Origin of the sequence: Comamonas sp. wu1-DMT (assembly GCF_040187805.1) — a bacterium.
GTDB lineage: Bacteria > Pseudomonadota > Gammaproteobacteria > Burkholderiales > Burkholderiaceae_C > Comamonas > Comamonas thiooxydans.
The window spans coordinates 118,850-133,518 of record NZ_JBANEM010000006.1 but is presented as its reverse complement, the minus strand read 5'-3'; the positions used below and the strand labels follow the sequence as shown (position 1 = coordinate 133,518).

Sequence of the window (14,669 nt, the reverse complement as noted above, 5' to 3'; positions counted from 1 at the left end):
GCCGGGACGGCACCGGCGCTCAGGCCGATGCCGGCAACGAGCCCGGTCTATTGCTTTTTCAGCTCGGCGATATAGGCTTCGCGAGCCTTGACGCCAGCAGCAGTGAAATCGGTGAATACGCCGTCAATGCCCAGGCGGTAGTAAGCGAGGTATTCCTGTGCAGGGTCACCCTTGAAGATGCCAGCCAGGCGGCTGGCCTCGCTGCGGAAGGTAAAGCTGTGCACCACCAGTCCTGCCTTGTGCGCATTGGCGATCAGGCCCGTGTCTTTCAAGGTGTTCACATCCTTGAGGCCTGCTCCGTCCTTGTAGGGAACGACGGAATGGGCCAGCACCTGGGGTTTCCAGGGGCCGATGCCGTCGGCATAGGTCTTGATCTCGGCCAGGCCTGCCGGCGTCTGCATGACCGCGAAGGTGCGCGCATCGCCTGCCAGCGTCCAGCTGTAGGGGCGGCCGCTGATGAAGGTCCATTCGTCGCTGGTGATGTAGCCGACCGAGCCGTCCCTGAAGTTGTAGTCATTGCCATCGATCAGCTGCACGCCCTTGGCCTTCATGCCCGCCTTGCGCAGATACTTCAGGCTGTCAGGATCGAAGCTCTGGATGTAGATGGGTGCATCCTTGCGGTTGAGCTGGTTCTTCTCGAGCAGCTCCATCACGGCATCCTCGAACGGATGCTCGCCCGTGCCGCAGCTGTTGGCGATGGCCTGCTGGTTGTTCCAGTAAGGGTTCTTGGTCTCGGCGTAGACGGCAATCGTGCGGCCTGCCGCCTTGCCCTTGGCGAGCGCGATATCGATCACATCCTGTGCGCTGATCAGCGGCAGCTTGCCATTCCATTCCGTGGGGCGGTCGGCACGGTTGTCCAGTATGGTGCCGCCCAGCAGCGTGCGCAGCTCATGCAGGCTGAAGTCGGAGATGGACCAGTCGCCGGTGTGGTCCTCGCCATCGACGACCAGGGCCTGAAGCACGGATTTCTGGTTGTTGGGATCGATACGGTCGCTTAGATAGCGGGCCGGCCCGTTGTCGGGTGTCGCGGGGTATTTCACATCGACCCATACCCCGGGCGTGGTGCGCTTGCGCGCGGCCACATAGGAATTGCTCTTGGCAACGTCGGCGATGTTGGTGCTGTCGCTGAGCCAGGCGTTGTGGCGTGCCACCAGCTGGCAGTCGCGCGTCATGTGCATGTCGAGCTCGATCATGTCGGCGCCCGCATCAATGGCTTTTTCATAGGCCATCTGGGTCTGCTCGGGGTACAGACCCGAGTAGCCGCGGTGGGCGATGACCTGGGGCTGCTTGCCGTCCAGCGTCAGAAACTGCGGCGCAGGCGCTGGTGTCGGGCCGTCTCCGCCGCCACAGGCGCTCAGGGCAAAGGCTGCTAGCAAGGTCAGAGCAAAGACGGGGTGGCGGGTATGGGACATGGGTTCAGGCATGGATGGAGATCGCCTCATGCTTGCGCTTGTTGATGACGGTTGTGTGACCGTGCCCTCGGAGCATGTCACGCTCCGAAGCACAAGGCTGCCGGGGCGGCAGCCTTGTGCGGGGTGCGGCAGTTACAGTCCCAGCTTCCTGGCTACGTAATCGGCATCCTTGTCGCCGCGACCCGAGAGGTTGACCAGAATATGCTGGTCCTTGCCGAGCCCCGGCGCTTCGCGCATGGCCCAGGCCACGGCGTGCGCACTTTCCAGCGCCGGGATGATGCCCTCCACACGCGACAGCGTCATGAAGGCATTCAGGCATTCCTTGTCGTCCACGGACTGGTAGTCCACGCGGCCTATATCCTTGAGATAGCTGTGCTGCGGGCCCACGCCGGGGTAGTCCAGGCCCGAGGCAATGCTGTGCACGGCGGCCGGCGTGCCGTCGGCGTTCTCCAGCACATAGCACTTCATGCCGTGAATCTCGCCGGGCTTGCCAACCGACAGCGTGGCGGCATGGCGGCCGGGCTTGTCCACGCCCTCGCCGGCAGGTTCCACGCCCACCAGATGCACGGACTCGTCACCCAGAAAGGCCGTGAAGATGCCCATGGCATTGCTGCCCCCGCCCACGCAGGCGGCCACATGGTCGGGCAGCTTGCCGTGCCGGGTCTGGAACTGTTCGCGTGCCTCACGACCGACGATGGACTGGAAGTCCCGCACCATCATGGGAAAGGGGTGGGGGCCGACCACCGAGCCAATCGCGTAAATGGTGTTGACGGGGTCCTGCAGATAGACCTCGAAGGCGCTGTCCACTGCCTCCTTCAGCGTGGCCGCGCCACGCGTGACTGGCACCAGATTGCAGCCCAGGATGCGCATCTTGGTGACGTTGGGGTGCTCCTTCTCGATATCCACCTGGCCCATGTGAATCTCGCAGGGAATGCCCACCAGCGCACAGGCCGTGGCCAGGGCCACGCCATGCTGGCCGGCACCGGTCTCGGCAATGACTTTTTTCTTGCCCATGAATTTGGCCAGCAGTGCCTCGCCCAGGCAGTGGTTGATCTTGTGAGCCCCCGTGTGATTCAGATCCTCACGCTTGAGATGGATCTGCGCGCCGCCCAGTTGATCGGACAGGCGCCTGGCGTGAAAGATGGGGCTGGGCCGGCCCACATAGTCGGCAAACAGCGCGGCCAGCTCGTCCTGGAAGTCCTGGCGTTTGACGATCTCCTCGTAGGCCGCGGCAATCTCGTCCATGCATCGCTTGAGCTCTGGCGGCACGAGCTGGCCGCCGTAGGGGCCGAAGAAGCCTTGCGCATCGGGCATGGCCTGGGGGTTCTGGGTCATGGCTTGTCTCCTTGGTGTGTGGTGCAGCAAAGCTGCATTCATAGCACACGGCGGGCTCAAGTCGCTTGCAGGCAAGTCCGGATGGAATCAGCACAGAAATGAACGCAGCCCTCAAGATGAAAGCGCTGACAGCTATTGTTTTGATATTGGCAGGCAACCTGCTCCTGCTCTGAAACACAATAGCGACATGAAAGCCAGCTCAGCCCGCGATATTGTCTTTGCCCATGCCCTGGAAACCGCAGCTCCGCACGAGGCGCTGCCCACGACCGAACGCTGCACTGCCATCACGCAGGAGTGCCTGCATGCCCAGGGCAAGGCCAAGGGCGGCGGCCGTGCCGCGTTCGAGAGTTTTCTGCAGGAGCGGGCACAACGCGTGATTGCTGCAGCGCAGCTGCCTGCCGACATACGCGCCGTGGCCCGGCAGCGCGCCGGTATTTCACGCTGGTTGGTGCTGGCCGTGATGACAGCGGCATTTGCGCTGGGCTTTGCGGGTCATGCGATCACGGACCCGCATCGTGTGGATCTGCTCTCCGCCTCCTTGATCGGTATCGTGCTGTGGAATCTGCTGGTCTATGTGCTGTTGCTGCTCTCCTGGCTGCGCAGTCTTGTTCGGCGCAGGCAAACAGTGATTGCACCGCTGGAGCCTGAGCCGGGTCAGGGCGCTGCGCCGCAGCGGCTCGTGGCTGCACCCGGTGGCTGGCTGCAAAAGCTGCAGACGAAAAGGTGGAGTGTTTCGCGCGGCACCGGGCTGCGCAAGATGGCGCTGAACTTCGAGCGCAACTGGTGGCAGGTCAACCAGAGACCGCGCCATGCGCAATGGCTTGTGTGTCTGCATCTGGGTGCGGCAATGCTGGCACTGGGTGCGCTGGCATCACTATGGCTCACCGGCCTTACCAAGGCTTATCAAGTGGGGTGGGAGAGCACTTTCCTCTCGCCTTCTGCCGTGCAGACCTGTCTGAACATGCTGTTTGCGCCGGTGCAGCATCTGCTGGGCCAAGCACCGTGGAGTCTGGCGCAGATCCAGGCACTGCAGGGCTGGTCGGCCGGTGATGCCGCAGATGCGGGGCCGCGCTGGGTGCAGCTCTACAGCTGGTTGCTGGGATTGATGGTGGTGGCGCCGCGTCTGCTGCTGGCGCTGTGGCAGGGTGCCAGGGTCTGGTGGTTGAGCCAGCATCTGACATTGCCGCTGCAGCAGCCCTATTTCCAGAAGCTGCAGCGTGACTGGGCGGGGCGTGCAACGGCGCTGCTGGTGCAGCCCTACAGCCTGGACATCACGCCCGAGCGCGAAGCCGCCCTGCGCAGCCATGTGGCGCAGAGCTACGGCGCTGGTGCGCAGCTTGCGTTGCTGCCGGTGCTGGCCTATGGATCGCCCTTGCCGGACGCTTCGGCTGTTGACGCACAGCAGGTGCTGTTGCTCAATCTGGCTGCCACGCCCGAGGCGGAAATTCATGGCGTGCTGCTGGCGCAGGTATTGAACCGCTGGGGCGCGCATACCGATGTGTGGCTATGGGCGGCGGACTTTCGTGCGCGCAACAGCGGTGCCCCGGCGCGAGTGCAGGAGCGCGAGCAGCTGTGGCGGGAATTTGTGCGCGGCGCGGGCCTGAACGCGACCCTGGTGCCAGGCGCAGGAGTGTGATGATGAGTGAGAGCAACGAGCTGGTTCCGATTGACAGCAGCATTCAGTGGTGTCTTTTGTCGCACACCAATATCGGCAAGACCACGCTGACCCGTACGCTGGTGGCCGACGATGTCGGCGAGATTGACGATGCCGCACATGTGACCACTCAGTCACAGCGCTATCTGCTTCAGAAAACGCAGCAGGGCGATGAGCTGTGGCTTTGGGATACACCGGGCTTCGGCGACTCGGTGCGGCTTTATGAACGCCTGCGGCAGCAGGGCAATCCGCTGGGCTGGTTTCTCAGCAATGTCTGGGATCGCTGGCGCGACAGGCCTTTCTATCTGAGTCAGCGTGCCTTGCTCGCTGCGCGCGATCATGCGGATGTGATGCTCTACCTCGTCAACGCGGCTGAAGACCCGGCCGATGCAGGCTACTGGAGCGCCGAGATGAACATTCTGGCCTGGATGAACAAGCCGGTCATCGTGCTTCTCAACCAGATTGGCAGCGACACCACGGCAGAGCAGACACAGGAAGATTTGCGGCGCTGGCAGCAGGCGACGCAGAGCTTTCAAAGCGTGGTGCGCGATGTGCTGGTGCTGGATGCCTTCACGCGCAGCTGGTGGCATGAGCGCAAGATGATGCAAAGCATTGCGCCTTTGTTGCCTCAGTCCAAACAGTCTGCCTATCAGCGCCTGCTGGCACAGCGAGCTTTGCTGCAGCAGCAGCGCGAGCAGGCGAGCCTGGGGGTCATGGCAGATCAGCTGATAGCTGCGGCAGGTCTGCATGAAAAGCTTGATCCCGAGCAAGGCAAACTGCTGGCGCGAGCCTGGCAAAGCCTGAGCCAGCTCACCTCCAAATTGGGTAAATCGGCAGAGGGTGAAGAGCGGCTCGGAGCCCAGGCCAAGGCAGCCGTTCAGCGGCTGATGCAGGCTTTGCGTCAGGCCGATGTGCAGGCCACCCAGCGCTTGCTCGAGATTCATGGACTCGACGGTCAGGCGGCCAGTCAGATACAGGAGCAATTGCGCAGCCAGCTTCAGATCACCACGCCGGTCGATGCGCAGGCAGCCAGCTTGTGGGGGGGCGTTGACTGCCGGCGCAGCCACAGGACTGGGGGCCGATCTGATGGCAGGAGGTTTGACGCTGGGTGCCGGGGCCCTGGTGGGGGCGCTGCTGGGGGCCATCACCTTTGGGGGCGCTGCTTGGGGAGCGAACAAGATGTTCAACCAGGAGCAGCAGAGCTTTCAACTCTCGACCGACTATCTGAACGCAGCAGCGGGTCAGGTATTGCTCAAGTACCTGCTGATCTCGCATTTCGGCCGTGGTCGCGGTCGCTACACCAGCCCTGCGGCGCCCAGTCAATGGAGTGAGCTGGCCCAAGGCACGGTGCAGACGCATGCCGCGCAATGGGCCGCACTTTGGGCGCAGCTGCGCGAAGCACATGCCGCAGGAGCGGCTACCGATGCGCAGAGAGTCGCCATGATGGAGCTGCTCTCGCAAAGCCTGCAGCAGATCATGGCCGACCTCTATCCGGGGCTGAATGCAGAGTGCGGTGTCAGAGACGGGGAAAGCGCACGGTAAAAAGCGCGCCGCCACGCTCGGAGACGCCCGTGCTGACGGTGCCGCCCTGCGAGGTCACCAGAGCCTTGACGATGGACAGGCCCAGGCCAGAGCCTTCCCTGCGGCGCTTTCCTGGGGCCTGGGCAAAGCGCTGGAACGGATGGGCCTGAACTTCGTCAGCAAGGCCGGGCCCCGCATCGCCTACTTCCAGGATCACCCATGACTGGTTCTGGTGGTCGGAGCTCGCATGCACCCGGATGCTCAGCCAGTGGCCGCTGCTGGCATGGCGCAGCACGTTGCTGATGAGGTTGGTGGTGATCTGGCGCAAGCGATCGGTGTCGGCCTTGATGTCGGTGCTGCCATCGCCGTCCTGCATGGGCAGATCCAGTGACAGGGCCATGTCCAGCTTCTGCAGCTGCGGGTGCAAGTCCTCGACGACATCACCGACCAGTGCGGCGAGGTCTATGCGTTCCTTGCGCAGAGACAGCTGTCCGGCGTCGGCCATGGACAGGGTGTGCAGATCGCCGACCAGCCGTCCCAGATGCTCGACCTGGGCCAGCAGCGTCTTCATCTCGGCCTGGCTGGAGTCGATGACGCCGTCGCAGATCGCATGCAGTCTTGCCTGCAGCACCGTCAATGGGGTGCGTAGCTCGTGGGAGATGGAGGCGGCCGTGGCCAGACGCTCTGCTTCCAGCGTCTCCAGCGAATCAACCATGCCGTTGAAGGCATCGATCATCTCGGCCATCTCGCCATGGGCATTGCCCTTGACGGCTCTGGAGGCCAGATCGCCACGCTCCACGCGCGCAGCCACTTCCACCATGGAGGCCAGCGGACTGGTGATGCGTCGCGAAATCCAGAAGCCCACGGCCATGCCGAAAGGCAGGCTGACAGCCAGGCCGATGACCAGCGACCATTTCTCGCCAAACAGGCGGTCGCCTTCCCAGTACTCGGAGTAGATCTGCAGGGCTCTGGGGCTGTCCTCCAGATCCTGGGACTTCAACGCCTCCAGCTCGGTTCTGACGGGACTTGGCAGGTGGCGGTAGAACTCGCGGTACTGCAGCTCGGAAAACGCCAGCACGCCAATGGCCAGGGAGGCAATGGCCAGCAGCACGGCCGCCGTGATCCACAGACCAAAGCGGACCCAGATGCGGTTCAGTCCCAGGGCCATAGACGATAGCCAATACCGCGCACGGTCTCGATCAGCCCGTCCTGGCCGGCCAGTTGCAGCTTGCGGCGCAGTTTGGATAGGTGGGAGTCGATCACCCGCTCCAGCGCATCGCTTTCCGGCAGGCAGTTCTCAATCAGGTAGGCACGTGAAAAGCAGCGGCGTGGCTGGGCCGCCAGGCAGGCCAGCAGACGGAATTCCGTGAGCGTCAGCGCCAGAGGCACGGCCTGGCCCGCATCGTCATAGACGGCTGCACTATGGGCTTCCACGTCGATCTCTATGGGGCCGACGCGTATGGGCGCGGCCACCGGCGCAGGCTTGGCCTGGGTGCGGCGCAGCACGGCACGCACCCGGGCCACCACCTCGGGAGGGTTGAAAGGCTTGACCACATAGTCGTCCGCCCCAAGGCGCAGTGCCAGCAGCTTGTCCACATCGTCTGCCAGGGCCGTCACCATGATGACGGGGACATCGCTGTCATTGCGAATCATGCGCAGCACATCCACTCCATCGACCTTGGGCAGATGAATGTCTAGCAGCACCAGGTCCGGGCGCAGCTGGCGAAAGCTCTGCAGGGCTTCCTCGCCGTCTTGCGCCATGCGAATGCGCAGGCCGTCGCGTTCCAGATAGGCGCTGAGAACGCCGGCAATTCCGGGTTCGTCTTCGACTACAAGCACCATGGGCGTGGAAGCGGGTTGCGTAAAAGTAGTCATGGTTTTGTGTGCAGCAAAGTCATGCATCTGCTGGACTCCCTGAAACTTGTTATCTGCACATTATGTGCGTTGCCGCTGCAATAGCCGAATGGCGGAGGCTCTCCATAATTCCTACATAAACCCTGCAATCTGGCGAAAGCTTGCTGCCGTTCAATGGCGAGGATGGAAAGCTGTCTCTGCTTTCTGCAGCTTCCCCGGGGTACAACCTAAAGCTTGAGCCAACTGCGCTGTGATATTTCCCTCTCACGTCTCGCGTCTTCGCATGGGCAGTCTGTGTCTGTGTGTCTTGTCGTTGCTGGCAGGCTGTGCTGCGCCCGAGGCAGTCAAGCTGGACCGGACCACGCCACCCCAATGGCAGCAGCAGGAGTCGGCTCAAAAGTCGGACCCCGCGGAGCTGGCTCAATGGTGGCGTGCCTGGAATGACCCTGCTCTCAATGCGCTGGTGGATGAGGCACTGGCCCAGAATCTTGATGTGGCTCAGGCCGTGCTGCGTCTGCGTCAGCAGCGCTTGCTGGCGGGTACGGCAGATGCGGCTTTTCGCCCCATAGTCAGCACCGGAGCGCGGACTCTGCAGGATATTGCAGCAGTTGATACTTACTTCCATGCCAGCATTGATGTGAGCTGGGATCTTGGTCTGTTTGGTGACTCCGAAGCGGCGCGCCGTGCAGGCGCGGCCAGCGTGCTGGATGCGCAAGCCCAGCTGCATGCAGCGCGAGTGGCGCTGGTGGCCGATGTGGTGCACCGTTATCTCGATATCCGGCTGGCCCAGGTGCAGCGCAGCCTGGTCGAGAGGCAATTGCAGCAGGCGCAGCGACAGCTGCAGCTCTTGCAGATTCGGCATGAGCAGAGACTGACAGATGCCCAGTCTCTGGAGCAGCAACAGCTGCAGCTGCGCACCGCAGAGTCTCAGCTGTCCACCCTGAACGAGGCCCAGGCGCGTGCTGCCCATGCGCTGGCTGCCCTGCTGGGACGTGAGCGTGCCGAGCCGCAGTGGCTGCAGCCCAGGACGGATGCCGCGTTGCCCGCAATGCAGGCGCTTGCCGTACTGCCGGCAGACCTGCTGCGCAACCGCCCCGATATTCAAAGTGCCGAGGCTGCGGTGGAGCAGGCTGCGGCCGAGGTCGGCGTGTCGCGCGCGGCGCTCTATCCGCGGTTGACCCTGACGGGGTCCCTGCTGTATGCATACAACCTGACGCGCAATCACCGCACGACCTCGGACTCCATTCCCATGGTCGGTCCGCAGATCGACATTCCGCTCTTTGACTGGGGTCGCCGCCGTGCCGTGGCAGACGGCAAGGAGCTGGCGCTGCAGGCCAGCATCAAGGCATACCGCCAGGCCGTGCTCAATGGCATTGCCGAGGCCGAAACTGCCCTGGCAGCGGTTGCCGCCCAGCAGCAAAGGCAGCAGCAGCTGCAGTCCCAGCAGCAGATTCATGCCGGGCGCGAGAAGGCTCAGGCAGTGCGCCAGCAACTGGGCCTGTCCAGCGAGCTTGCGGGCATCGATAGCGCCCGCGCCAGCCTGCAAAACCAGAGCGAGCTGGCAACCGCCAGGGCTGCCGAGGCGCTGGCCTATGTGGCTCTCTACAAGGCAGTGGGTGCTGCCCCTGTCGATGCCGCGCTTGTTACCCGGACCACAGAGGCTCAGCCATGATTGCCCTGGCGCGCAAGACGCTGATCCATGAGTGGAGACGCTTTGTCCCTTCGGTGTTCGCCGTGGGCTTTTCGGGCGTTCTGCTGGCCATGCAGGCCGCCTTGGTGCTGGGCATCTTCGGCTCTGCCGCGATCTACGTGACGGCTTCTTCGGCCGATCTCTGGGTGGGCTATCCGGGCACGCAAAGCGTGAACTTCGGGCGCAATATCGGTAGCGATGTGGAGATGCGTCTGCGCATGGACCCCGATGTGGCGGCCGTGGAATCCTATGTCTGGGTCGATGGCGACTGGCGCGCGCGCGCCGGTGCCCAGGGCGCGACCGGAGGCGGAGTCTCGGTCTATCTTTCGGGCGTCAGCACTGCGGACAACTCCATGATGTTCACCAAGGTGCTCACCTCCTGGCAGCGACAGCTGCTGCGCGAGCCCGGTGCCGTGATTGTGGACAGGGCGGACCTGGGGACTCTGGGCGCGCAGGAAGGCAGCACGGCCTGGATCAACAACCATGCGGTCAAGATCGTGGCTGCCGTAGACGGCTTGCGCGGCCTGGGCGGTGTCAACGTGATCGCCTCGCTCAGCACGGCCCGCGAAATTGCAGAAACCAGTGCCGAGCATGGCAGCACCTATTTCGTGGCGCGCCTCAAGCAAGGAGCCAAGGCCGGCGAGGCACAGGCGAGATTGAGTCAGTCCAGCAGCAGCTTCGGCCCGTACGAGGTCTGGACGGCGGATGCCTTTGCGCGCCGCTCTCAGCGTTACTGGATGCTCGATACCGGCGCCGGTGCCGGCGTGCTCTTCATGGCCGTCATCGTCTGCCTAGTGGGCGCCATCGTGACCAGCCAGTCGCTCAAGGCGGTGGTGGCAGGGTCCGCCCGCGAGTATGCGGTGCTCAATGCTCTGGGCGTGAGCCGAGCAGCCCTGGGCCGCGTGGTGGTCGAGCAGGCCTGCTGGATTGGCGGCCTGGGCTTTGTGCTGGCGGCACTGGCCAGCGCGGTGCTGCTCAGCATTGCATCCAGCTACCGCGTCCCTGTTGCCCTCAACCTGTCCGCGGTACTTGCGTGCGGCTTTCTGGTGGCCGTGCTGTCGCTGCTGTCGGGTCTGGGCGCCATGCGCAGCTTGCTGCGTGCCGACCCGGCAACCCTGTTGCGTTAAGGCCTGAAACATGCAAGCCGAGACCATGGAGCGCATCAAAAATTCTGCTGCAGTCAAGGATGCAGCGCCCAGCCTCGAGGCCGTGCGTCTCGACAAATCCTTTGTGTCGGGCATCGTCCAGGTGCATGTGCTGCAAGGACTGTCCGTCAGCCTGTATGCGGGGGAGTTGAGCCTGATCTCCGGCCCTTCGGGCTGCGGCAAAAGCACGCTGCTGTCGCTGATGTCGGGACTGCAAAAGCCCGATGCCGGCCATGCGCTGGCACTGGGCGAGGACCTGGCCAAGCTCGGTACGGCGGCACTGGAGAAATTTCGTCTGCGTCATACGGGTTTTGTCTTCCAGGGCTTCAATCTGTTTCCGGCCTTGACGGCACTGGAGCAGGTGCAGCTGCCGCTTGGCTATATGGGCCTCAAGAACGCCGAGACATTGCGCCGTGCCAAGGAGGCTCTCGATGAAGTGGGGCTCTCGCACCGCAGTCATATGCGCCCGGCCCAGCTGTCGGGCGGCGAGAAGCAGCGTGTGGCCATCGCACGTGCCATGGCCAAGCAGCCTCGCCTGCTGTTCGCCGACGAGCCCACCAGTGCGCTGGACGCCGAGAGCGGCCAGCGTGTCATTGATTTGCTGCACCGTGCAGCGCGCACGCACGGCACCACGGTGCTCTGCGTCAGCCATGATCCGCGCCTGGTACGCCACGCCGATCGTGTGCTGGGCATGGAAGACGGCGCCATTCGCAGCGACTGGCGCCAGAACAGCCCCATCAAGGAATAAACATGAACCCAAGCCCATTTCGTCTCAGCATTGTGTCGGGCGCGCCGCTGCTGGCGGCTGCCGTGCTGATGCTGGGCGGGTGCTCTCCGTCTCAGGACGCAGCCTCCGTGATCACGCCGGCCGCAGCCCAGATCAAGCCTCAAAGCCAGGTAGCCGTTGCGCGGGGCAAGATCGATGTCGAAGGCGGTCTGCTCGATCTCTCGTCTGCCGCATCGGGCGTGGTGCAGCAATTGCTGGTCAAGGAAGGCCAGAGCGTGCAGAAAGGCCAGCCAGTGCTGCGTCTCGCCGACGATGCGGCGCGCGCCGATCTGGCGGTGGCGGAGTCCGAGCTGCAGCTGGCGCAGACCAAACTCAAGACGCGCCAGAATCGCCTGCCCGCGCTCAAGGCCACGCTGACGCGCTGGCAGTCCGCTGCCAAACAGGGGGCAGCGGACCTGCAGAGCGTGGACGAAGCCGTGCAGGCCCTGCGTGATGCGCAGTCCGAAGTGGATATTGCGGCTGCAGAAGTCACGGTCGCCAAGCGCAAGGCCGAGCAGTTGCGGGCCCTGCTGCAGCGCCACGAGCTGCGTGCGCCCGAGGCCGCAGTCGTGGTGCGTCTGCAGGCACAGGGCGGCAGCATGCTGCAAAGCGGCAGTCCGGTGGCGGTGCTGCTGCCCAAGCGCCCCTTTATCGTGCGTGCCGAAGTCAACGAAAGCTTTGTGACGGCGATTCGCGAGGGCATGAAGGCCCTGGTGACGGTGGACGCAGACGGCAGCGCTGCCCGCCAGGAGTTTCCTGCTGCGACCGTGTTGCGCATCAGTCCCGTCTATGGAGCGGCCAAGCTGCAGGACGACGCGCAGCGCGGCCCGGTAAGGGTTGTGGAATGCGTGCTGGCATTTGACCAGCCGCCCGCCAATGTCAAGGTCGGTCAGAACGTGAGGGTCAGTTTCCATGAATAAGCGCATTCAGATTTTCCCGTCGCCTGCAGGTACAGCTGCGGCCGGCTGGATGGTGCAAAGCGATTTCGACGGCACCATCAGCCTGCTGGACGTGACCGATACTCTGCTCAATCGCTTTGGCAAGCCGGGCTGGCAGGAACTGGAAGACGCCTGGGAGCGCGGCGATATCGGCTCGCGCGAATGCATGAAGGGGCAGGTGGCCCTGCTGGACATGAGCGAGGTCGAACTGCAGAACCATCTGGACAGCATCGAGATCGACGAGCACTTTGCCGGCTTCGTGGCCGAGGCCAGGCTGCATGGCATCAAGGTGCAGGTCGTCAGCGACGGCATTGACTATGCGATTCGCCATGTGCTCGCACGCCATGGCCTCGGGGATCTGGAAGTGATCGCCAACCATCTGGTGCAGACGGGCGAGCGTAGCTGGCGACTGGATTCGCCCTGGGCCAGCAATCGCTGCACACGGGCCAGCGGCAACTGCAAGTGCGAACGCTTGGCCGAGCAGCAGGCCGTTCATGGGCGGGTGCTCTATATCGGCGACAGCACGTCGGACTTCTGCGTTTCCGGCAAGGCGGATTTCGTGCTGGCCAAGTACAAGCTCATCGACTATTGCGAGAGCCAGGGGATTGCCCACGCGCGCTTCGAGCATTTTGCGCAGGCCACCCAGCTGCTGGAGCAGGTCCTGCTCGGCATGGAGCAGATTGCATGAATGCGGCCGATGGATTGGGGCTGCTGCAGCAGCCGGATTTGCAGCAGCTGTGCGTGACGCCGCATGAGTTCGTCATGCCCGGCGAAGGCCGCAATGCCCGCACGGGCGTGCTGTTGATCCATGGCCTGACCGGCACGCCCGCCGAGATGCGCCTGCTCGCTAAAGGGCTGAACAAGCAGGGCTTCACGGTCTACGGGGTGCAGCTGGCAGGACATTGCGGCAGCATGGAAGACTTGGTGGCTGCTCGCTGGACGGACTGGCTGGCAAGTGTGGAGTCGGGCCTGCAGCGCTTTTCGCTGCATGTGGACCATGTGGTGGTCGGCGGTCTTTCCATGGGGGCGCTGCTGTCGCTGGCCGTGGCCGAGCGCCATCCCGACAAGGTTGCGGGCGTCTGCGCGCTGTCCACCACCTTCCGCTATGACGGCTGGAGCATCCCTGCCTATACCAAGCTGGCGTTCCTGCTGCCGCTATTCCGCCTGCTGGGCATTGGCCGCAACAGCGTCTTCATGGAGGCGCCACCCTACGGCATCAAGGACGAGGCCTTGCGCGCGCGCGTGGTCGAGCAGATGAACAGCGGCGACAGCTCTGCCGCAGGCCTGCCCGGCAATCCCTGGTGGAGCGTCATCGAGCTGCGCGCCCTGTCCGCGAATGTGCAGGCCGGACTGGCTCAGCTGCGCTCGCCCTGTCTGGTCATTCACGCCCGGGAAGACGATATTTCCTCGGTCAGCAATGCCCACGATATCCAGCGCGGCGCGGTCAACGCCCATGTCGACCTGGTTCTGCTGGACAATTGCTATCACATGATCACCATCGACCGCGAGCGCCGCACCGTGATTGCCAAGCTCAACGAGTTCATCGCGCGCATCGCCAGCTCGGCAGCGCCTGCCAGGGGTGCGAATGGGTAGTGATCTCTCGCCCCTGGTGGTGACGCTGTGGATACTCAATGTGCTGGTGGACAGCGGGGGACAGCTGGCTTTCAAGGCCGCGGCCAGCGAGCCGGGGCATCGCAATGGCACGGAGCGTTGGCGCTTCATGCTGGCCAGGCCCTGGCTGTGGGTGGGCATTGCCTGCTATGTGGCGGAGTTTCTGGTCTGGCTGGCATTTCTGTCGCTGGTGCCGCTGTCGGACGGGGTGCTGCTGGGCTCGATCAACATCGTCGCCATCATGATTCTGGGCCGGGTGCTGTTTCGCGAAAAGCTCGCGCCCATGCGCGTAGCCGGCATCGTGCTGGTGTCCGTAGGCGTGGCCATCGTTGGATTGCACTGAGGGCCGTCGGCTATGAAGCGTTTTTACATTGTCGGCTTTCTGGTACTCATGGCCTTTGACACGCTGGCGCAGCTCAGCTTCAAGCAGGCCGGTGATTCCGCACTGCCGCTGGAGTTCTCCACCGGCTGGCTGCTGCGCGTGTTCAGCCAGCCCTGGATCTACGGTGCATTCGTTGGCTACATCGGTGCCTTTTTCACCTGGATGAGCCTGCTCAAGCACGCTCCCATCGGCCCGGCATTCGCGGCCTCGCATCTGGAGATCATCTCGGTGCTGGCGATCTCGTACTGGCTGTTCAACGAGCCCATTGGCTGGCCGCAGATCATTGGCTGTCTGTTCATCGTGGCCGGCATCATGTGCCTGGCGGTGAGCGAGAAGCCAGAGGCCGAGCAGGCCGCCTGAC

At 63.7% G+C, this 14,669-nt stretch carries 14 protein-coding genes and 1 pseudogene; 11 read left to right on the top strand and 4 right to left on the bottom strand.

Going from position 1 to position 14,669, the window contains the following annotated elements:
- Window positions 1-47: 47 nt before the first annotated feature.
- Together V8Z78_RS10980 and trpB are read right to left on the bottom strand one after the other, a co-directional pair.
- Window positions 48-1,424 (bottom strand): glycerophosphodiester phosphodiesterase family protein, encoded by a 1,377-nt coding sequence (locus V8Z78_RS10980; RefSeq protein WP_280031085.1) that lies wholly within the window; start codon window positions 1,422-1,424, stop codon window positions 48-50.
- Window positions 1,425-1,544: 120 nt separating this feature from the next.
- Window positions 1,545-2,747: a tryptophan synthase subunit beta gene (gene trpB / locus V8Z78_RS10975; protein ID WP_034389931.1), complete on the bottom strand. Its 1,203-nt coding sequence runs from the start codon at window positions 2,745-2,747 to the stop codon at window positions 1,545-1,547.
- Window positions 2,748-2,934: 187 nt separating this feature from the next.
- Here trpB and V8Z78_RS10970 point away from each other — a divergent pair, with 187 nt between their 5' ends.
- From V8Z78_RS10970 to V8Z78_RS10960, 3 genes and pseudogenes are all read left to right on the top strand, one after another.
- Complete coding sequence (locus V8Z78_RS10970) at window positions 2,935-4,383, top strand: DUF2868 domain-containing protein (RefSeq protein ID WP_179627271.1); 1,449 nt, start codon at window positions 2,935-2,937, stop codon at window positions 4,381-4,383.
- Window positions 4,383-4,802, top strand: a pseudogene (locus V8Z78_RS10965) (GTPase); the annotation flags it as partial. The gene V8Z78_RS10970 and the pseudogene V8Z78_RS10965, both read left to right, overlap by 1 nt.
- A gap of 508 nt (window positions 4,803-5,310) precedes the next feature.
- Complete coding sequence (locus tag V8Z78_RS10960) at window positions 5,311-5,943, top strand: DUF3482 domain-containing protein (protein WP_349731395.1); 633 nt, start codon at window positions 5,311-5,313, stop codon at window positions 5,941-5,943.
- On the opposite strand, the gene V8Z78_RS10955 is transcribed toward V8Z78_RS10960, so the two are convergent.
- Together V8Z78_RS10955 and V8Z78_RS10950 are read right to left on the bottom strand one after the other, a co-directional pair.
- A complete protein-coding gene (locus tag V8Z78_RS10955; RefSeq protein ID WP_057094275.1) occupies window positions 5,918-7,090 on the bottom strand; it encodes a sensor histidine kinase in 1,173 nt (390 codons plus the stop codon). The genes V8Z78_RS10960 and V8Z78_RS10955 overlap by 26 nt on opposite strands.
- On the bottom strand, window positions 7,075-7,824 hold the full coding sequence (locus V8Z78_RS10950) for a response regulator (protein ID WP_003069560.1): 750 nt from the start codon (window positions 7,822-7,824) through the stop codon (window positions 7,075-7,077). The genes V8Z78_RS10955 and V8Z78_RS10950 overlap by 16 nt, the downstream gene beginning before the upstream one ends.
- A gap of 235 nt (window positions 7,825-8,059) precedes the next feature.
- Between V8Z78_RS10950 and V8Z78_RS10945 the strand changes: the two genes are divergently transcribed.
- Genes V8Z78_RS10945 through V8Z78_RS10910 form a run of 8 tightly spaced genes read left to right on the top strand, consistent with a single transcriptional unit; the run spans window position 8,060 to window position 14,668 of the window.
- On the top strand, window positions 8,060-9,448 hold the full coding sequence (locus V8Z78_RS10945) for an efflux transporter outer membrane subunit (RefSeq protein ID WP_057094277.1): 1,389 nt from the start codon (window positions 8,060-8,062) through the stop codon (window positions 9,446-9,448).
- On the top strand, window positions 9,445-10,593 hold the full coding sequence (locus V8Z78_RS10940) for an ABC transporter permease (RefSeq protein WP_003069558.1): 1,149 nt from the start codon (window positions 9,445-9,447) through the stop codon (window positions 10,591-10,593). Before V8Z78_RS10945 ends, V8Z78_RS10940 begins: the two co-directional genes overlap by 4 nt.
- A gap of 10 nt (window positions 10,594-10,603) precedes the next feature.
- Window positions 10,604-11,359, top strand: coding sequence for an ABC transporter ATP-binding protein (locus V8Z78_RS10935; protein ID WP_003069557.1), 756 nt, complete (start codon window positions 10,604-10,606; stop codon window positions 11,357-11,359).
- Window positions 11,360-11,361: 2 nt separating this feature from the next.
- The gene (locus V8Z78_RS10930) at window positions 11,362-12,297 is read left to right on the top strand and encodes an HlyD family secretion protein (RefSeq protein ID WP_003069556.1); all 936 of its coding nucleotides are present in this window, start codon (window positions 11,362-11,364) and stop codon (window positions 12,295-12,297) included.
- Window positions 12,290-13,003, top strand: coding sequence for an MtnX-like HAD-IB family phosphatase (locus tag V8Z78_RS10925; RefSeq protein WP_003069555.1), 714 nt, complete (start codon window positions 12,290-12,292; stop codon window positions 13,001-13,003). The genes V8Z78_RS10930 and V8Z78_RS10925 overlap by 8 nt, the downstream gene beginning before the upstream one ends.
- On the top strand, window positions 13,000-13,908 hold the full coding sequence (locus V8Z78_RS10920; RefSeq protein WP_003069554.1) for an alpha/beta hydrolase: 909 nt from the start codon (window positions 13,000-13,002) through the stop codon (window positions 13,906-13,908). The genes V8Z78_RS10925 and V8Z78_RS10920 overlap by 4 nt, the downstream gene beginning before the upstream one ends.
- Window positions 13,901-14,269, top strand: coding sequence for a DMT family transporter (locus V8Z78_RS10915; RefSeq protein ID WP_003069552.1), 369 nt, complete (start codon window positions 13,901-13,903; stop codon window positions 14,267-14,269). The genes V8Z78_RS10920 and V8Z78_RS10915 overlap by 8 nt, the downstream gene beginning before the upstream one ends.
- Before the next feature lie 12 nt (window positions 14,270-14,281).
- Window positions 14,282-14,668, top strand: coding sequence for a DMT family transporter (locus tag V8Z78_RS10910; protein WP_003069549.1), 387 nt, complete (start codon window positions 14,282-14,284; stop codon window positions 14,666-14,668).
- Window position 14,669 lies beyond the last annotated feature (1 nt).